Annotated in this window: 15 protein-coding genes, 2 tRNA genes and 3 rRNA genes; 8 read left to right on the top strand and 12 right to left on the bottom strand. The window is 57.8% G+C overall.

Translation table 11 applies throughout. The annotated features are described in order from the left end of the window. Positions 1-128 precede the first annotated feature (128 nt). Positions 129-530, top strand: coding sequence for a GFA family protein (locus H0I86_RS00565; RefSeq protein WP_180923481.1), 402 nt, complete (start codon positions 129-131; stop codon positions 528-530). Positions 531-587: 57 nt separating this feature from the next. On the opposite strand, the gene H0I86_RS00570 is transcribed toward H0I86_RS00565, so the two are convergent. The 11 genes from H0I86_RS00570 to H0I86_RS00620 form a co-directional block, all read right to left on the bottom strand. Beyond that, positions 588-2,549 carry a DUF7844 domain-containing protein gene (locus tag H0I86_RS00570; protein WP_180923482.1) on the bottom strand — a complete coding sequence of 654 codons (1,962 nt, stop codon included), beginning with the start codon at positions 2,547-2,549 and terminating at the stop codon, positions 588-590. Then, a complete protein-coding gene (locus H0I86_RS00575) occupies positions 2,546-2,866 on the bottom strand; it encodes a DUF2388 domain-containing protein (protein ID WP_009046300.1) in 321 nt (106 codons plus the stop codon). The genes H0I86_RS00570 and H0I86_RS00575 overlap by 4 nt, the downstream gene beginning before the upstream one ends. 27 nt (positions 2,867-2,893) lie before the next feature. Next, positions 2,894-3,202, bottom strand: a complete 309-nt coding sequence (locus tag H0I86_RS00580; RefSeq protein WP_180923483.1) for a DUF2388 domain-containing protein — start codon at positions 3,200-3,202, stop codon at positions 2,894-2,896. A 107-nt stretch (positions 3,203-3,309) separates the two neighbouring features. Continuing rightward, positions 3,310-3,627 (bottom strand): DUF2388 domain-containing protein, encoded by a 318-nt coding sequence (locus tag H0I86_RS00585; protein ID WP_007924251.1) that lies wholly within the window; start codon positions 3,625-3,627, stop codon positions 3,310-3,312. A gap of 164 nt (positions 3,628-3,791) precedes the next feature. Then, a complete protein-coding gene (locus H0I86_RS00590; protein WP_016703898.1) occupies positions 3,792-4,001 on the bottom strand; it encodes a DUF1127 domain-containing protein in 210 nt (69 codons plus the stop codon). Positions 4,002-4,279: 278 nt separating this feature from the next. Beyond that, positions 4,280-4,495, bottom strand: coding sequence for a DUF1127 domain-containing protein (locus H0I86_RS00595; protein WP_007924247.1), 216 nt, complete (start codon positions 4,493-4,495; stop codon positions 4,280-4,282). A gap of 319 nt (positions 4,496-4,814) precedes the next feature. Then, on the bottom strand, positions 4,815-6,308 hold the full coding sequence (gene scpC, locus H0I86_RS00600) for a succinyl-CoA:acetate CoA-transferase ScpC (protein ID WP_180923484.1): 1,494 nt from the start codon (positions 6,306-6,308) through the stop codon (positions 4,815-4,817). Between the two features lie 180 nt (positions 6,309-6,488). Next, the gene (locus H0I86_RS00605; RefSeq protein ID WP_180923485.1) at positions 6,489-7,925 is read right to left on the bottom strand and encodes an NAD(P)(+) transhydrogenase (Re/Si-specific) subunit beta; all 1,437 of its coding nucleotides are present in this window, start codon (positions 7,923-7,925) and stop codon (positions 6,489-6,491) included. Continuing rightward, complete coding sequence (locus H0I86_RS00610; protein ID WP_180923486.1) at positions 7,925-8,248, bottom strand: NAD(P) transhydrogenase subunit alpha part 2; 324 nt, start codon at positions 8,246-8,248, stop codon at positions 7,925-7,927. Before H0I86_RS00610 ends, H0I86_RS00605 begins: the two co-directional genes overlap by 1 nt. A gap of 15 nt (positions 8,249-8,263) precedes the next feature. Next, complete coding sequence (locus H0I86_RS00615) at positions 8,264-9,385, bottom strand: Re/Si-specific NAD(P)(+) transhydrogenase subunit alpha (RefSeq protein WP_180923487.1); 1,122 nt, start codon at positions 9,383-9,385, stop codon at positions 8,264-8,266. Positions 9,386-9,836: 451 nt separating this feature from the next. Next, positions 9,837-10,736: a LysR family transcriptional regulator gene (locus H0I86_RS00620; protein ID WP_009046306.1), complete on the bottom strand. Its 900-nt coding sequence runs from the start codon at positions 10,734-10,736 to the stop codon at positions 9,837-9,839. A gap of 157 nt (positions 10,737-10,893) precedes the next feature. Between H0I86_RS00620 and H0I86_RS00625 the strand changes: the two genes are divergently transcribed. Further along, positions 10,894-12,075, top strand: a complete 1,182-nt coding sequence (locus tag H0I86_RS00625) for an acyl-CoA dehydrogenase (protein ID WP_009046307.1) — start codon at positions 10,894-10,896, stop codon at positions 12,073-12,075. Positions 12,076-12,088: 13 nt separating this feature from the next. After that, positions 12,089-13,309, top strand: a complete 1,221-nt coding sequence (locus tag H0I86_RS00630; protein ID WP_180923488.1) for a CaiB/BaiF CoA transferase family protein — start codon at positions 12,089-12,091, stop codon at positions 13,307-13,309. An 84-nt stretch (positions 13,310-13,393) separates the two neighbouring features. Here H0I86_RS00630 and H0I86_RS00635 read toward each other — a convergent pair whose 3' ends face one another. Beyond that, the gene (locus tag H0I86_RS00635; protein WP_258019381.1) at positions 13,394-13,816 is read right to left on the bottom strand and encodes a hypothetical protein; all 423 of its coding nucleotides are present in this window, start codon (positions 13,814-13,816) and stop codon (positions 13,394-13,396) included. A gap of 136 nt (positions 13,817-13,952) precedes the next feature. Here H0I86_RS00635 and H0I86_RS00640 point away from each other — a divergent pair. The 5 genes from H0I86_RS00640 to rrf all read left to right on the top strand — a co-directional run bounded on the left by H0I86_RS00640 (position 13,953) and on the right by rrf (position 19,118). After that, positions 13,953-15,489, top strand: a 16S ribosomal RNA gene (locus tag H0I86_RS00640). A 65-nt stretch (positions 15,490-15,554) separates the two neighbouring features. Next, positions 15,555-15,631: transfer RNA gene (locus tag H0I86_RS00645), tRNA-Ile, on the top strand. Between the two features lie 26 nt (positions 15,632-15,657). Beyond that, positions 15,658-15,733: transfer RNA gene (locus tag H0I86_RS00650), tRNA-Ala, on the top strand. A gap of 240 nt (positions 15,734-15,973) precedes the next feature. Then, a 23S ribosomal RNA gene (locus H0I86_RS00655) occupies positions 15,974-18,865 on the top strand. A 137-nt stretch (positions 18,866-19,002) separates the two neighbouring features. Further along, positions 19,003-19,118 (top strand): 5S ribosomal RNA (gene rrf / locus H0I86_RS00660). The 16S, 23S and 5S rRNA genes sit together here with 2 tRNA genes alongside, the layout of an rRNA operon. The last annotated feature ends 17 nt before the right edge of the window (positions 19,119-19,135 follow it).

Raw genomic sequence — 19,135 nt, forward strand, 5'->3', positions numbered from 1 at the left:
AGCTTTCAGCTACCTTTCGTTGTAGAAAGCAATGATCGGATGCGTCGCAAGCCGACGTGCGGTTAAAAAACAACCAGATCGGCCTGCTGGCCGGAGTTTTCCGCTGCCATTCGATGGGAGGTTTTTGTATGAGCCTGTTGCATACCGGCGGTTGCCATTGCGGCCAGCTGCGTTATCAGTTCAGCGGGCCGTTGCGCGATATCGCCCATTGCCATTGTTCTATCTGCCGACGGGTCAGCGGCGGCCTGGTGACCACCTGGATCACCCTGCCCCGCCCGGCTTTCCAGTGGCTGGCCGGGACGCCGGCGTGCTACCACTCCTCGCCCGGCTGTGCGCGGTATTTCTGCCCGAACTGCGGTGCCCATCTGGCGCTGATTACACAACTGAGCCCGGACAGCATCGATGTGACCATCGCTACCCTGGATCATCCGGAACTGGCGCCGGCCGAGCGGCATATCTGGATCGACAGCCGTTTGCCCTGGCTGCACCTGGATGAGCAGTTGCCGGGAGAGGCCGAGGAGACGTTGTAAGGTTGCGGGAGCGCTTCGTGGGCCAGCTATGAAGGAGGGCTGGCCCGCGATGCGGGATCAGGGCAGTTCCAGCCCGCCCGCGGCCTTGTGCAAGGCCCGCAGGTGTTCGCCCAGCTGTTTCAGGTTGGCTTCGTTGGCGGCGATTTCGGCAGCGCGGCTCGGTTCCAGCAAGGCCCGCACTTCCTTGTCCAGATCGCCGGTCAGGGCTTGCAGCTGTTTCTGGCGCAGGCTGCTTTCCGACTCCAGGCGTTGCCATTCGCTTGGCTGCGGCAGGCCATAGCCGCTGCTACCGAGCAACTCGGCCGGGCGACTGAGGAAACCGCTGTTGGCGAGGATTTCCTGCAGGGTCTTGTTGGCCTTGTCCATGCCGCCGTTCTGCAGGTCGCGAGCGCCCAGATAACGCTGCTTGACCTCGTCCTGGGCCAGAAGCAACTGGCGCCGGAAGCTCGCCTGTTCGAGCAGCAGCAAGGCAGCGCTGGTGCGCAGGTCCGCTTGGTCGAACCACTGGCGGCGCTGCGCGGCACTCAGGGACAGCCAGTCTTCGACGCTGTTCTGTTTGATCGGCAGGTGCTTTTTCAATACCTCGAACATTGCCTGGTAACGGTCGCGGAAGGAGTCGAAGCGATACCCCAGGCGCAAGGCTTCGCGAGGATCGTCCAGCACGCTGGTATCGGCCAGGCCACGGCCCTTGAGCACTTCCAGCAGGCCGTTGGGCATGATGCTGTCGAGCCCGGTGAGCTGGGCATTGTTGCTGCCACTGCGCAGCAGCTTCAGGCTTTCCACGGCGCAGTTATTGGACAGGAAGTAATAGTTGCCGTCGTAGCTCCAGTGCATCTCGGCGGCGCGCTCGACCACTTCTTCGATCTCGTTGCGCGACAGGTTCAGCGGCACCGAAGCCAGGCTGCGCAGCTCGGTCTTGGTGTATTCATCGATGACCTGGGCCAACGGCAGGATAAACAGGCGGGACGGGTATTTGCCGACCAGGCCGTCCCAGCTCGACAGCTGCACGTCACCGACAAAGGCGCGGTAGGACAACACCAGGTGCTGCTCGAGGTCCAGCCGGCAATCCGGCCCGCGCGGCCGGCCGGGGGCGCAGATCACCAGGCGCAACATGCTGTGCCCCCAGCGGCTGACCCAGTTCTGGTTGGCTTCGGCCAGCAGGTAATCCACGGCATAGACTCGCTCCGGGTCGACTTTGCCCAGCGGCTGCTTGGCGAAGTCGTTGCCGGCGTTGAGGAAGGCGAAGGACTGGGTGCAGGTGTCCTTGGCCTTCGGCGCCCAGCCGAAGTGTTCCTGGTAGTAGCGGTACAGCGCCGGCCGGCGGCAGGCGTAGCTCGGGTCCAGGAGGAAGTACTCCATGTTCACCGCGACGAACTCTTTCGGGTTGGTCGTTTCGTAGATATCCGGGCTGCGGGCGACCTGGCGGTTGTACTGCTCGCGTTCGCCGCGGCGGCCGACGTATTGCGGCCAGCCGGCGAGGTCGAGCAGGCGCGGGTCGTCGCTGAGGGTGAAGCGGCGCGAAGTCTGGCCACGGCACTGGTCCGGCAGCCCGATCAGGCCCGAGGCACTGTTCTGGCGGCTGCAACGCTGGATCAGCGTGCGCTCGGCGCCCGACCACAGGCGCGAACGGTCATAAATATGGGTGAGTTCATGCAGCACGGTGGCGAGCATTTCCCGGCGCACGGTGCCATGGGGGCGATGGGTTTTCTGGGTGGCCGCGCTGCCGTCGGTGAGGCTGGCCAGCAGCTTGCGATTCAGGTCGAGTTCGTCGACCAGCGATGCCTGGCCGTAGGCGTTGTGAGGCATGTCGTCGGTCCAGCCGACATCGATGCGACGGTCCAGTTGCTCGATGAAGCGCGGCGGCAGCGCTTGCATCGCTTCATCCAGCAGCGCCTGGCTGGCGTGCTGCTGTTCCGGGCTCAAGCCTTCGGTCTTGAGCCGCAGTTGCAGGCCGGCCTGAGCGCTGTTGCCCAAGAGTAACAGCGCTGCGCCCAGCAGCCAGGCAGCGAGCGGCCTCACAGTGCGAGGATGGCTTCGGCGAGCACCTGATCACTGGCGTCGCGGGCTTCCGGCACGCGGTTACGCAAGGTATCGAAGGCGGCTTCCAGCTGGGCGCCACGAATATCGCCGTCGCTGGCGACGAAGCTGGCGGCGTCGTCATGGGCGGCACGTACGATTTTCGAGTCGCGGATGGAGGTGGTGGTGTCCGAGGTGAAATCGATGGTACGACCAAAGGCTCGAACGATGATGTTACTGGTGGCTACCAGGGTTTGCGCCTGGGCCACATCAGCCAACAGCAACAGGCCAAGGGTGGCAGCAATCAGCGGGCTACGCATGGAACGACTCCGGGATGACAGGGATAGTTATTGGACGAGAATTGCCTGCGCCAGTTCAAGGTCGCCGGCATGAAGTTGTGGCTGGGTTTTACGCAGGTATTTCAAGGCTGATTCCAGCCGGGCTCCGCGCAGGTGGCCGTCAGTGGCAATGAACGCCGCGGCATCATCCTGGGCAGCCAGTACGCGTTTGTTGTCGAAAGGCGCGGAGGTCACCTTGCTGGTGGCGTAGCCAGTGATGACCAGGCCTTGTGTGCTCAGGTCGAAAGCAGCGACCGAGCCTGTCCAGCAAACGGCAATCAACGAAGGGACGGTAAGCAGGGATCTGAAAAAACGCATGAGTCTCGACAGCTGAAAAACCAGCGGCAAGGCTAGCGCAATGCCCGGGCGAGAGCCAGCGCCCAGGGTTTCGGGTGCGTTGGGCGCACCCGTCACCGGACCGGCGGTCAGATCGTCAGGATGGCCTGAGCGAGCTGGGCGTCAGTAGCGCTCAGTTGTGGCAACTGTTGGCGGATATGGTCAAACGCGCTTTCCAGCTTCACACCGCGAATGGCGCCTTCGGTGGCGACAAAACTGGCGGCATCGTCACGAGCGGCGCGCACGATTTTGTTGTCACGGAACGAGGAGGTGACGTCGGAGGTCGCATCGGAAGTGGCCTTGAGTGCGCCGACAACCGCATCGGTGGTGACGATAAAGCTGGAGGCGTGGGCGTTGGAGGCCAAGGCCAGCAAGGCAGCAGCGCTGAGCAGGCGAAGACGGGACATAGGTAAAACTCCTTGATAACAGATAGGGTGGTGCTGAGTGGGCACCGGGTAGTCACTGTGGGGCAGATGAATCAGACGCCCCTTCAGGAAAATCGCTACACGCTACTGGATATTAGGCCCACCCCATCTGTTCGAATAGCCCTCTTCTGCTGTCTTGGCGCGAACTAGCGCCAGAAGGGTTTCTCCAGTTCAGCCATGCGGTCGCTATGGCTGATGCCTACATCGGACAATTGCTGATCGTTGAGCCCTGCCAGTACGCGGCGTGTCCGGGCGTTCTGCTGCATTTGGCACAAGGCTCGGTACAAGCGTTTCCACGCGCTTATCTGAGGATGGGAGAAGCTGAGAGGTGCGATACGTCCTGGTATGTGGTTCATGGTGCGGTCCTTTCGGCAGGCCGAAGTCAGGGACTTGGGACACCATGTTGCTATTCACGCAGGCATGTATACAGATACACCAGTATGAAATTGTACTGGTCCAGTTTTGTTTATATTTAAACTGTACCTATCTAGCCTTACCCTTTCTGTACCGGCGGCTTCCAGCCATTGCCAGACCTAAAACGACAAAACCCGTCGCGGTTGCCCGCGACGGGTTTTGTTTTTTCAATTCGGGGTGCTGGCGGTGGACCCGGTGGGTCAGGGCCAGCGACGCTAACTTAGCGCCAGAACGGCTTGCTCAGCTCTTCGTAGCGTTGAGCTTCGCTGATACCTGCGTCAGCCAGCAGACGCGAATCCAGGCGAGCCAGTTGATGGCGGCTGGAGATGCGGCGCTGCCACAGCATCAGGTTGGCGAGAACGCGCAGAGGCAGGGAGGCCTGGGTTTTTGCAGCTTTGTCTTCGAAGAACAGTTCGGAACTGAGTGTACGTTCCATGGTGTGCATCCTTCCGCTTGTGGCGGGATTAGGTAGTGGTTTAACTGATGCCCATGATCCTCCTCTCGCGCCAGTCTCTGTAGATACAGTTCATCTGTATTGTGAGGGACCAGTTAACTGTTTATAGATGCTGTACTGTTCGGAAATGATGCAACTGTACCTGTTAGCACCATTTAGGTGCGTTTTAGGACGGTTTCTTGAAAAAGGTTGGGTTTTGAGGGGGTAAAACACCAGTACAGCAGTACAGTTTTTGACAAGTGCTTAAGGGTTGCCGATGAGCTGACACAACTGTGCTTGCGTCAGCCATCGACTGTACCCATCACACAGCGAGCATGCGCCCGGTTTCTTCCAGGTTCATGTGCCAGCGCAGGGCATCGCGCAGGATGTGCGGCGTGTGGCCGCCCAAGGCGCAGGCTGCGGTGAAGTAGTCATTCAGGGGCTGGCGATAGTCCGGGTGTACGCAGTTGTCGATGATCACCCGTGCCCGCTCCCGTGGCGCCAGGCCACGCAGGTCGGCCAGGCCGACTTCGGTCACCAGGATGTCGACGTCGTGTTCGGTGTGGTCGACGTGGCTGACCATCGGCACCACGCTGGAAATCGCCCCGCCCTTGGCAATGGACTTGGTGACGAAGATCGCCAGGTGCGCGTTGCGAGCGAAGTCACCCGAACCGCCGATGCCGTTCATCATCCGCGTGCCGCAGACGTGGGTGGAGTTGACGTTGCCGTAGATGTCGAACTCCAGGGCGGTGTTGATGCCGATGATGCCCAGGCGACGCACCACTTCCGGATGGTTGGAAATCTCCTGCGGGCGCAGCACCAGTTTGTCCTTGTAGCGCTCCAGGTTGCCGAACACATCGGCGTTGCGACGGCTCGACAGGGTGATCGAGCTGCCCGAAGCGAAGCTCAGCTTTCCGGCGTCGATCAGGTCGAAAGTCGAATCCTGCAGCACTTCGGAGTACATGGTCAGTTCTTCGAACGGCGATTCGATCAGGCCGCACATCACCGCGTTGGCGATATTGCCGATACCCGCCTGCAGCGGGCCCAGCTTGTTGCTCATGCGCCCAGCGTCCACTTCCTGCTTGAAGAAGTTGATCAGGTGGTTGGCGATCCCCTGGGTTTCGCTGTCTGGCGTCGAAACGGTGGATGGCGAGTCCGTTTGGTTGGTGATGACAATCGCGACGATCTTCTCCGTCGGGATCGGGATAGCGGTGCTGCCGATACGGTCGTCGACCTTCACCAGCGGGATAGGCGTGCGGGTCGGCCGGTAGGTCGGGATATAGATGTCGTGCAGGCCTTCCAGGTTCGGGTTGTGCGCCAGGTTGATCTCGACGATCACGTGCTTGGCGAAGATCGCGAAACTGGCGGAGTTGCCCACCGAGGTGGTCGGTACGATATGGCCCTGCTCGGTGATCGCCACGGCTTCGATGACGGCGATGTCCGGCAGCTTGAGCTGCTGGTTGCGCAGCTGTTCCACGGTTTCCGACAGGTGCTGGTCGATGAACATCACCTCGCCGGCATTGATCGCCTTGCGCAGGGTGCTGTCGACCTGGAACGGCATGCGTCGGGCCAGGACACCGGCCTCGGTGAGTTGCTTGTCAAGGTCGTTGCCCAGGCTGGCGCCGGTCATCAGGCTGATTTTCAGTGGGGTTACCTTGGCGCGCTCGGCCAACGCATGGGGCACGGCCTTGGCTTCGCCGGCGCGGGTGAAGCCGCTCATGCCGACGGTCATGCCGTCCTGAATCAGAGCGGCAGCGTCGGCGGCGCTCATCACCTTATCCAACAACGAAGGCAAGCGGATACGATCACGGTACATGGATTGTTATCTCGGGCAGCGGAAGCAAGATGCGCAGTCTAGTGATTTCAAAAAAATTCGTCCCGCTACCAAGGTCGAATGAAAGGCCGCGATTTAGAGCCTTTTGTCGGGTTTGTGCGGGAAATAAAAAACCCCAGCCTACTAAAGGCTGAGGTCTTGGGTGTTGCGCTGGAGCAGGTTTTATTCGACGGCTTTGACCATGTCCTCGATGACTTTCTTGGCGTCGCCGAACACCATCATGGTCTTGTCCAGGTAGAATAGTTCGTTGTCCAGGCCGGCATAGCCGCTGGCCATCGAACGCTTGTTGACGATGACGGTCTTGGCCTTGAACGCTTCGAGAATCGGCATGCCAGCGATCGGCGATTTCGGATCGTTCTTCGCCGCCGGGTTGACCACGTCGTTGGCGCCGAGCACCAGCACTACGTCGGCCTGGCCGAACTCAGAGTTGATGTCTTCCATCTCGAATACTTGGTCGTACGGTACTTCGGCCTCGGCCAGCAGTACGTTCATGTGGCCGGGCATGCGCCCCGCTACCGGGTGGATCGCGTACTTCACGGTTACGCCGTGGTGGGTCAGCTTCTCGGTCAATTCTTTCAGCGCGTGCTGGGCCCGCGCGACCGCCAGGCCGTAACCCGGAACGATGATCACAGTGTCGGCGTTGGTCAGCAGGAAGGTAGCGTCGTCAGCCGAGCCGGACTTCACCGGACGGGCCTCTTGCGCGCCCGCCGGGCCACCGGCGTCTGCAGTGTTGCCGAAGCCGCCAAGCAGTACGTTGAAGAACGAACGGTTCATCGCCTTGCACATGATGTACGACAGGATCGCACCGGACGAACCCACCAGGGAGCCGGCGATGATCAGCATCGAGTTGTTCAGCGAGAAACCGATCCCCGCCGCTGCCCAGCCCGAGTAGCTGTTGAGCATCGACACCACTACCGGCATGTCGGCACCGCCGATCGGGATGATGATCAGCACGCCCAGCACGAAGGCCAGGACCAGCATCAGGGCGAAGGTGCCGAGGTTGCCGGTGAGCATGAAGGTCACGCCCAGGCCCAGGGTCGCCAGGCCGAGAATCAGGTTCAGTTTGTGTTGGCCGCCGAACTGTACCGGTGCGCCCTGGAACAGACGGAACTTGTACTTGCCCGATAGCTTGCCGAAGGCGATCACCGAACCGGAGAAGGTGATGGCACCGATGGCCGCGCCGAGGAACAGTTCCAGGCGGTTACCGGCTGGAATCGAATCCCCCAGTTGCTTGACGATGCCCAGGGACTGCGGCTCGACCACGGCGGCGATGGCGATGAACACTGCCGCCAGACCGATCATGCTGTGCATGAAGGCCACCAGCTCCGGCATCTTGGTCATTTCCACGCGCTTGGCCATGATCGAACCGGCGGTGCCGCCGATCAGCAGGCCGACGATCACGTAGCCGATGCCGACAGTCGCCAGTTCCGAGCCCAGCTTGAACACCAGGCCGACGGTGGTGACGATCGCCAGGGCCATGCCGAGCATGCCGAACAGGTTGCCGCGGCGCGAAGAGGTCGGGTGCGACAGGCCTTTGAGGGCCTGGATAAAGCAGATTGACGCGATCAGGTAGAGCGTCGTTACCAGATTCATGCTCATTACTTGGGCGCCTCTTCTTTTCCGGCTTTCGGGGCTTTTTTCTTGAACATCTCAAGCATGCGGCGGGTTACCAGGAAGCCGCCGAACACGTTGACCGCGGCCAGGGCCACGGCCAGCGTGCCCATGGTCTTGCCCAGCGGCGTCACGGTCAGGGCGGCGGCCAGCATGGCACCGACGATGACGATCGCCGAAATGGCGTTGGTCACCGCCATCAGCGGGGTGTGCAATGCGGGTGTAACGTTCCAGACCACGTGATAACCGACATAAATCGCCAGCACGAAGATGATCAGGTTGTAGATACCGGGGGAGATAAGCTCTTCCATCGTCTGAATCCCTGCTTAGGCGTTTTTACGGATGACTTGGCCGTTGCGGCACATCAGGCACGCGGCGACGATGTCGTCTTCTAGGTTGACCTCGAACTGACCTTCTTTGGTGAAGACGAGCTTCAGGAAGTCCAGCAGGTTGCGGGCGTACAGCGCCGAGGCATCGGCAGCGACAGCGCCGGCCAGGTTGGTCGGGCCGACAATGGTCACGCCATTCTCGACCACCACCTGATCCGCCACGGTCAGCGGGCAGTTGCCGCCCTGGGCCGCGGCGAGGTCGACGACCACCGAGCCTGGCTTCATCTGGGCCACGGTTTCGGCGCTCAGCAGTACCGGCGCCTTGCGGCCTGGAATCAGGGCGGTGGTAATCACGATATCCGCCTGTTTGGCGCGTTCGTGCACGGCTTGGGCCTGGCGCTGCATCCAGCTGGCAGGCATCGGGCGCGCGTAACCACCGACGCCGACGGCGCATTCGCGCTCTTCATCGGTCTCGTAAGGCACGTCGACGAACTTGGCCCCCAGGGATTCGATCTGTTCCTTGACCGCCGGACGCACGTCCGAGGCCTCGATCACGGCGCCCAGGCGCTTGGCGGTGGCGATGGCCTGCAGGCCGGCAACCCCGGCACCGAGAATCAGCACGCGAGCGGCTTTCACGGTGCCCGCGGCGGTCATCAGCATCGGCATGAAGCGCGGGTAATAGTGGGCAGCCAGCAGCACCGCCTTGTAACCGGCGATGTTGGCTTGCGAGGACAGCACATCCAGGCTCTGGGCCCGCGAGGTACGTGGCGCTGCTTCCAGGGCAAAGGCGGTGATGCCGCATTCGGCCATCTTGGCAATGGTTTCATTGCTGAACGGATTGAGCATGCCCACCAGGACAGTGCCGCTTTTGATCAGGGCCAGCTCGCTATCACTGGGAGCCACGACCTTGAGAATCAGCTCTGCGCCGAATGCATCGTTGGCGCTGCCAATGGTTGCACCTGCCGCTTCATAGGCACTGTCGACAACACTGGCGTTGATGCCGGCGCCGCTCTGCACAGTGACTTTATGACCCTGGCCGATCAGTTTCTTGATGGTTTCCGGGGTTGCAGCAACCCGTGTTTCACCCGTTTGGGTTTCGAGAGGAACACCAATGTGCACGTCAAATCTCCTGCTTGATCTTATTGCTTTCGATCTTTTCTAGAAGGCCAGCGCACTACGGATGGTGCAGCTGGGGCGGCCGATCAGCATGATCCCGCCAGAATCAAGGCGGGGCGCGGCATTTTGCAGGCGAACATTACGCCCTTCAAGGGATTATGAGGGGTGACGGAAAATTAACTACAAGTCACCCTGTGACCGAATGTCGCAAGGGTCGGGTTCAATCCCTTGTAAGCCGTGACCTGTAAGGATTTCGACGGAAAATAAAACAATTTTCACATTGGTCATGTGAATGAGCGTTCATGGCCCCCAAAAAGCCCTACAAGCCACGTGGTTAGGCGCTTATAGGACGGTTGTTCCGCTTATTGATACAGTCTGTCTAAATGCGACATTTAGTTATATCTGTAGTGTTTTGCTTTATCTGACTACCGGGTCAATTTATCGTTCTGCCCTGCTATTTCTCAAGGCTGTAGCTTTGTGCCTGCTCCACCAGCCAATCGCGAAAAGCCCGTAAAGACGCTGATTCCACCTTGCGCTCGGGAATCATCAGGTAATACGCCTTGATGCTCGCCAGAGCTTCGGGGTTGGCGATCACCAGGCGCTTTTCCCTCAGCTCCCTCTGAATAAGGAATGGCGGGATCAGGGCGATGCCCATGTCGTGCATGGCGGCCTGCGCCAGCATGGAGAATAGTTCGTAACGCGGACCTGTCATGTCCCGTGGGATATTCAGGTGCTGTGAGTTGAACCATTGCCGCCAGGCATAGGGGCGTGTGGTCTGCTGCAGCAGCGGCAGCTCGGCGATTTCTTCGGCGCTCAGCCGGGTGCGGTTGCCCAGGGTTGCGGGGCTGCACACTGGCATCGGGTTCTCTCCCATCAGGCGATGGGATTGGGTGCCCGACCAGTCGGCATCGCCAAAGTAAATCGCGGCGTCGAAGTCGGTATCGGCGAACAGGAAAGGCCGGGTGCGGTTGGTCAGGTTGACCGTGACTTCCGGGTGTCGCTGCTGAAAATCCTTGAGTCGGGGCAGCAGCCATTGGGTGCCAAAGGTCGGGACCACCGCCAGCTCGATGACGTTGGCGCCCTGCTGGCCCATGACGGAAAGCGTGTCGCGTTCAACTGCGTCCAGTTGGGTGGCCACGCGGCGGCTGTAGGAGAGTCCGGCCTCGGTCAGCTTGACGCCGCGTCGGGATCGGCGGAATAGCTCGACCCCGAGAAACTCTTCCAGGCTGGCGATCTGTCGGCAAATGGCACCTTGTGTCAGCGAAAGCTCCTGCGCCGCCTTGGTAAAGCTCTCGTGGCGTGCGGCGGCTTCGAAGCTGATGAGGGCGGCAGTGCTGGGGATCTTTCTGCGCATGTACGGCAATCTCACTAATGGAATCGCTAAAAGCCGCTTACGGCTGTTGTGGAGTGAGAAAATAGCACAACAGTATGCGAAATCCTCGTTTGCCGCGCCCGCAAAGCCGGCCTAGGATCAGTCCACGAACGTTGACCTACTTCACGAGGACTCACTCATGGGCGGTAAAGCAAGCTTCAACTGGATCGATCCCCTTTTGCTGGATCAACAGCTCACTGAAGAAGAGCGCATGGTGCGCGACAGTGCCGAGCAATTCGCTCAAGGCAAGCTGGCGCCGCGTGTGCTCGAAGCTTTCCGTCATGAAAAGACCGACCCGGCGATCTTCCGCGAAATGGGTGAAGTCGGCCTGCTGGGTGCCACCATTCCCGAGCAGTACGGCGGCAGTGGTCTGAACTATGTCTGCTACGGCCTGATTGCCCGTGAAGTGGAGCGTGTGGATTCCGGCTACCGCTCGATGATGAGCGTGCAGTCCTCCCTGGTGATGGTGCCGATCAACGAATTTGGTACCGAAGCCCAGAAGCAAAAGTATTTGCCGAAGCTGGCCTCTGGCGAGTGGATTGGCTGCTTTGGTCTGACCGAACCCAACCATGGCTCCGACCCGGGTGCGATGGTTACCCGTGCTCGCAAGGTGGATGGCGGTTACAGCCTGACCGGCAGCAAGATGTGGATCACCAACAGCCCAATTGCTGACGTGTTCGTGGTGTGGGCCAAGGACGATGCTGGCGATATCCGTGGCTTCGTACTGGAAAAAGGCTGGAAAGGTCTGAGTGCTCCGGCGATTCACGGCAAGGTTGGTCTGCGCGCTTCCATCACCGGCGAAATCGTCATGGACAACGTCTTTGTTCCGGAAGAGAACATCTTCCCGGATGTGCGTGGTCTGAAAGGTCCGTTCACCTGTCTGAACTCTGCCCGCTACGGTATTTCCTGGGGCGCTCTGGGTGCGGCCGAATTCTGCTGGCACACCGCTCGCCAGTACACCCTGGACCGTCAGCAGTTCGGTCGCCCGTTGGCGGCTACCCAACTGATCCAGAAAAAACTGGCGGACATGCAGACCGAGATCACCCTCGCCCTCCAAGGCTGCCTGCGTCTGGGGCGGATGAAGGATGAAGGCACGGCGGCGGTGGAAATCACCTCGATCATGAAGCGCAACTCCTGCGGCAAATCGCTGGACATCGCTCGCATGGCCCGCGACATGCTGGGCGGTAACGGCATCTCCGACGAGTTCGGCATCGCCCGTCACCTGGTCAACCTGGAAGTGGTTAACACCTACGAAGGGACCCATGACGTCCATGCCCTGATCCTGGGGCGCGCGCAGACTGGCATCCAGGCGTTCTACTAATAGGAGAGCGACCATGGGCGCGTTATCTCATTTGCGGGTGCTGGACTTGTCGCGAGTGCTGGCCGGGCCTTGGGCCGGTCAGATCCTAGCGGACCTGGGGGCCGAGGTGATCAAGGTCGAGCGTCCGGGCAATGGTGACGATACGCGCGCCTGGGGGCCGCCTTTCCTCAAGGACGCTTATGGCGAGAACACTACGGAGGCTGCCTATTACCTGTCGGCCAACCGTAACAAGCAATCGGTGACCATCGACTTCACTCGACCGGAGGGGCAGCGCCTGGTGCGCGAGCTGGCGGCCAAATCCGACATTCTGATCGAGAACTTCAAGGTCGGCGGCTTGGCGGCCTATGGGTTGGACTATCAGTCGCTGAAGGCGCTCAACCCTGACCTGATCTATTGCTCCATTACTGGCTTCGGCCAGACCGGGCCTTATGCCAAGCGTGCCGGCTACGACTTCATGATCCAGGGGCTGGGCGGGCTGATGAGCCTGACCGGGCGTCCCGAGGGCGATGAAGGCGCCGGGCCGGTGAAGGTCGGCGTGGCGTTGACGGACATCCTGACGGGGCTGTACTCGACTGTGGCGATTCTTGCCGCGCTGGCGCATCGGCAGCACAGCGGTGGCGGGCAGCGCATCGATATGGCGCTGCTGGATGTGCAGGTTGCGTGTCTGGCCAACCAGGCGATGAATTACCTGACCACCGGAGTCGCTCCCAAGCGCCTGGGTAATGCTCACCCGAATATCGTGCCTTATCAGGACTTTCCTACGGCGGATGGCGATTTCATCCTTACCGTGGGGAATGACGGGCAGTTCCGCAAGTTTGCCGAGGTGGCGGGCCAGCCGCACTGGGCGGACGATCCGCGTTTTGCGACTAATAAGCTGCGGGTTGCCAATCGGGCGGTGCTGATTCCGCTGATCCGTCAGGCCACGGTGTTTAAGACCACCGCTGAGTGGGTTACCCAGTTGGAGCAGGCGGGAGTGCCTTGCGGCCCTATCAACGACCTGGCGCAGATGTTCGAGGACCCGCAGGTCAAGGCGCGCGGGTTGGCGATCGAACTGCCTCATGCGTTGGCCGGGTTGGTGCCTCAGGTGGCGAGTCCGATCCGGCTCTCCGAAACGCCGGTCGAGTATCGTCATGCTCCTCCTTTATTAGGAGAGCATACCGCCGAGGTTCTACGGCGGGTGTTGGGGCTTGAGCTTGAGTCCGTGGATGCCTTGCGAGCCTCAGGCGTGCTGTGAATGTGCTCTTCTATATAGAGAGCATCTGATCCCTCTTATTTATGAGTCTTGGAAACACCCCTTTTGGGGTGTTTTCAAGTTTATTCATAGCAAAAGCAAATTAGGGGTTGACGGCAGATTCTGGAAGTCTATAATTCGCCCCACTTCCGGCGCAGCCGAAACGGAAAACTCCTTGAAATTCAACGAGTTACGCAGTTTTCGACAGCGGTTGCGCTTCAGTTCATCGAAGCCCGAAGGAGTTGGTAAGGTGTCTTGTTTTCGCCTTATTGACGGTTCGATCTTCTCGGTCGAAAGCGGAGAAAAAGAGGTGTTGACAGCAGTGTGTAACGCTGTAGAATTCGCCTCCCGCTGACGAGAGATCGGAAGCGCAAGTGGTTGAAGTTGCAAAGGAAACTTTGAAAACTTCTTAAAATAACCGCTTGACAGATATAGGGGCTGCTGTAGAATGCGCGCCTCGGTTGAGACGAAAGACTTAGCCAACCGCTCTTTAACAACTGAATCAAGCAATTCGTGTGGGTGCTTGTGGAGTCAGACTGATAGTCAAAAAGATTATCAGCATCACAAGTTACTCCGCGAGAAATCAAAGATGTAACCAACGATTGCTGAGCCAAGTTTAGGGTTTTCTCAAAACCCAAAGATGTTTGAACTGAAGAGTTTGATCATGGCTCAGATTGAACGCTGGCGGCAGGCCTAACACATGCAAGTCGAGCGGTAGAGAGAAGCTTGCTTCTCTTGAGAGCGGCGGACGGGTGAGTAATGCCTAGGAATCTGCCTGGTAGTGGGGGATAACGTCCGGAAACGGACGCTAATACCGCATACGTCCTACGGGAGAAAGCAGGGGACCTTCGGGCCTTGCGCTATCAGATGAGCCTAGGTCGGATTAGCTAGTTGGTGAGGTAATGGCTCACCAAGGCGACGATCCGTAACTGGTCTGAGAGGATGATCAGTCACACTGGAACTGAGACACGGTCCAGACTCCTACGGGAGGCAGCAGTGGGGAATATTGGACAATGGGCGAAAGCCTGATCCAGCCATGCCGCGTGTGTGAAGAAGGTCTTCGGATTGTAAAGCACTTTAAGTTGGGAGGAAGGGTACTTACCTAATACGTGAGTATTTTGACGTTACCGACAGAATAAGCACCGGCTAACTCTGTGCCAGCAGCCGCGGTAATACAGAGGGTGCAAGCGTTAATCGGAATTACTGGGCGTAAAGCGCGCGTAGGTGGTTCGTTAAGTTGGATGTGAAATCCCCGGGCTCAACCTGGGAACTGCATCCAAAACTGGCGAGCTAGAGTATGGTAGAGGGTGGTGGAATTTCCTGTGTAGCGGTGAAATGCGTAGATATAGGAAGGAACACCAGTGGCGAAGGCGACCACCTGGACTGATACTGACACTGAGGTGCGAAAGCGTGGGGAGCAAACAGGATTAGATACCCTGGTAGTCCACGCCGTAAACGATGTCAACTAGCCGTTGGGAGCCTTGAGCTCTTAGTGGCGCAGCTAACGCATTAAGTTGACCGCCTGGGGAGTACGGCCGCAAGGTTAAAACTCAAATGAATTGACGGGGGCCCGCACAAGCGGTGGAGCATGTGGTTTAATTCGAAGCAACGCGAAGAACCTTACCAGGCCTTGACATCCAATGAACTTTCCAGAGATGGATTGGTGCCTTCGGGAACATTGAGACAGGTGCTGCATGGCTGTCGTCAGCTCGTGTCGTGAGATGTTGGGTTAAGTCCCGTAACGAGCGCAACCCTTGTCCTTAGTTACCAGCACGTTATGGTGGGCACTCTAAGGAGACTGCCGGTGACAAACCGGAGGAAGGTGGGGATGACGTCAAGTCATCATGGCCCTTACGGCCTGGGCTACACACGTGCTACAATGGTCGGTACAGAGGGTTGCCAAGCCGCGAGGTGGAGCTAATCCCATAAAACCGATCGTAGTCCGGATCGCAGTCTGCAACTCGACTGCGTGAAGTCGGAATCGCTAGTAATCGCGAATCAGAATGTCGCGGTGAATACGTTCCCGGGCCTTGTACACACCGCCCGTCACACCATGGGAGTGGGTTGCACCAGAAGTAGCTAGTCTAACCTTCGGGAGGACGGTTACCACGGTGTGATTCATGACTGGGGTGAAGTCGTAACAAGGTAGCCGTAGGGGAACCTGCGGCTGGATCACCTCCTTAATCGACGACATCAGCTGCTTCATAAGCTCCCACACGAATTGCTTGATTCATTGAAGAAGACGATTGGGTCTGTAGCTCAGTTGGTTAGAGCGCACCCCTGATAAGGGTGAGGTCGGCAGTTCGAATCTGCCCAGACCCACCAATTACTGGTGCACCCTGTAGCGATACGGGGCCATAGCTCAGCTGGGAGAGCGCCTGCCTTGCACGCAGGAGGTCAGCGGTTCGATCCCGCTTGGCTCCACCATTACAGATTGGTGTCCATCGTTTAAAGCTTAGAAATGAGCATTCCGCTAAAGTGGCGATGAATGTTGATTTCTGATCTTTATCAGAATCGTTCTTTAAAAATTTGGGTATGTGATAGAAAGATAGACTGGATAGCACTTTCACTGGTGTTTATTCAGGCTAAGGTAAAATTTGTGAGTTTAATCGCGAATTTTCGGCGAATGTCGTCTTCACAGTATAACCAGATTGCTTGGGGTTATATGGTCAAGTGAAGAAGCGCATACGGTGGATGCCTTGGCAGTCAGAGGCGATGAAAGACGTGGTAGCCTGCGAAAAGCTTCGGGGAGTCGGCAAACAGACTTTGATCCGGAGATGTCTGAATGGGGGAACCCAGCCATCATAAGATGGTTATCTTGTACTGAATACATAGGTGCAAGAGGCGAACCAGGGGAACTGAAACATCTAAGTACCCTGAGGAAAAGAAATCAACCGAGATTCCCTTAGTAGTGGCGAGCGAACGGGGACTAGCCCTTAAGTGGCTTTGAGATTAGCGGAACGCTCTGGAAAGTGCGGCCATAGTGGGTGATAGCCCTGTACGCGAAAGTCTCTTAGTCATGAAATCGAGTAGGACGGAGCACGAGAAACTTTGTCTGAATATGGGGGGACCATCCTCCAAGGCTAAATACTACTGACTGACCGATAGTGAACTAGTACCGTGAGGGAAAGGCGAAAAGAACCCCGGAGAGGGGAGTGAAATAGATCCTGAAACCGTATGCGTACAAGCAGTGGGAGCAGACTTTGTTCTGTGACTGCGTACCTTTTGTATAATGGGTCAGCGACTTATATTCAGTGGCGAGCTTAACCGAATAGGGGAGGCGTAGCGAAAGCGAGTCTTAATAGGGCGTTTAGTCGCTGGGTATAGACCCGAAACCGGGCGATCTATCCATGGGCAGGTTGAAGGTTAGGTAACACTGACTGGAGGACCGAACCGACTACCGTTGAAAAGTTAGCGGATGACCTGTGGATCGGAGTGAAAGGCTAATCAAGCTCGGAGATAGCTGGTTCTCCTCGAAAGCTATTTAGGTAGCGCCTCATGTATCACTGTAGGGGGTAGAGCACTGTTTCGGCTAGGGGGTCATCCCGACTTACCAAACCGATGCAAACTCCGAATACCTACAAGTGCCGAGCATGGGAGACACACGGCGGGTGCTAACGTCCGTCGTGAAAAGGGAAACAACCCAGACCGTCAGCTAAGGTCCCAAAGTTATGGTTAAGTGGGAAACGATGTGGGAAGGCTTAGACAGCTAGGAGGTTGGCTTAGAAGCAGCCACCCTTTAAAGAAAGCGTAATAGCTCACTAGTCGAGTCGGCCTGCGCGGAAGATGTAACGGGGCTCAAACCATACACCGAAGCTACGGGTATCACGTAAGTGATGCGGTAGAGGAGCGTTCTGTAAGCCTGTGAAGGTGAGTTGAGAAGCTTGCTGGAGGTATCAGAAGTGCGAATGCTGACATGAGTAACGACAATGGGTGTGAAAAACACCCACGCCGAAAGACCAAGGTTTCCTGCGCAACGTTAATCGACGCAGGGTTAGTCGGTCCCTAAGGCGAGGCTGAAAAGCGTAGTCGATGGAAAACAGGTTAATATTCCTGTACTTCTAGTTATTGCGATGGAGGGACGGAGAAGGCTAGGCCAGCTTGGCGTTGGTTGTCCAAGTTTAAGGTGGTAGGCTGGAATCTTAGGTAAATCCGGGGTTCTAAGGCCGAGAGCTGATGACGAGTTACCTTTCAGGTGACGAAGTGGTTGATGCCATGCTTCCAAGAAAAGCTTCTAAGCTTCAGATAACTAGGAACCGTACCCCAAACCGACACAGGTGGTTGGGTAGAGAATACCAAGGCGCTTGAGAGAACTCGGGTGAAGGAACTAGGCAAAATGGCACCGTAACTTCGGGAGAAGGTGCGCCGGTGAGGGTGAAGGACTTGCTCCGTAAGCCCATGCCGGTCGAAGATACCAGGCCGCTGCGACTGTTTATTAAAAACACAGCACTCTGCAAACACGAAAGTGGACGTATAGGGTGTGACGCCTGCCCGGTGCCGGAAGGTTAATTGATGGGGTTAGCTAACGCGAAGCTCTTGATCGAAGCCCCGGTAAACGGCGGCCGTAACTATAACGGTCCTAAGGTAGCGAAATTCCTTGTCGGGTAAGTTCCGACCTGCACGAATGGCGTAACGATGGCGGCGCTGTCTCCACCCGAGACTCAGTGAAATTGAAATCGCTGTGAAGATGCAGTGTATCCGCGGCTAGACGGAAAGACCCCGTGAACCTTTACTATAGCTTTGCACTGGACTTTGAATTTGCTTGTGTAGGATAGGTGGGAGGCTTTGAAGCGTGGACGCCAGTTCGCGTGGAGCCATCCTTGAAATACCACCCTGGCAACTTTGAGGTTCTAACTCAGGTCCGTCATCCGGATCGAGGACAGTGTATGGTGGGTAGTTTGACTGGGGCGGTCTCCTCCTAAAGAGTAACGGAGGAGTACGAAGGTGCGCTCAGACCGGTCGGAAATCGGTCGTAGAGTATAAAGGCAAAAGCGCGCTTGACTGCGAGACAGACACGTCGAGCAGGTACGAAAGTAGGTCTTAGTGATCCGGTGGTTCTGTATGGAAGGGCCATCGCTCAACGGATAAAAGGTACTCCGGGGATAACAGGCTGATACCGCCCAAGAGTTCATATCGACGGCGGTGTTTGGCACCTCGATGTCGGCTCATCACATCCTGGGGCTGAAGCCGGTCCCAAGGGTATGGCTGTTCGCCATTTAAAGTGGTACGCGAGCTGGGTTTAGAACGTCGTGAGACAGTTCGGTCCCTATCTGCCGTGGACGTTTGAGATTTGAGAGGGGCTGCTCCTAGTACGAGAGGACCGGAGTGGACGAACCTCTGGTGTTCCGGTTGTCACGCCAGTGGCATTGCCGGGTAGCTATGTTCGGAAAAGATAACCGCTGAAAGCATCTAAGCGGGAAACTTGCCTCAAGATGAGATCTCACTGGAACCTTGAGTTCCCTAAAGGGCCGTCGAAGACTACGACGTTGATAGGTTGGGTGTGTAAGCGCTGTGAGGCGTTGAGCTAACCAATACTAATTGCCCGTGAGGCTTGACCATATAACACCCAAGCAATTTGCTTAAGAGCGAATTGCGGTGTGTGAAGACGAAACGAACCGAAAGTTCGAGAAAACACACAAAGCTATTACATACCCAATTTGCTGAAACGTCGAAAGACGAGTCGGCACACCGAATTTCTTGACGACCATAGAGCATTGGAACCACCTGATCCCATCCCGAACTCAGAAGTGAAACGATGCATCGCCGATGGTAGTGTGGGGTTTCCCCATGTGAGAGTAGGTCATCGTCAAGATTAAATTCCGAAACCCC

This window comes from Pseudomonas chlororaphis subsp. aurantiaca (genome assembly GCF_013466605.1).
GTDB classification, from domain to species: Bacteria; Pseudomonadota; Gammaproteobacteria; order Pseudomonadales; family Pseudomonadaceae; genus Aquipseudomonas; species Aquipseudomonas chlororaphis_I.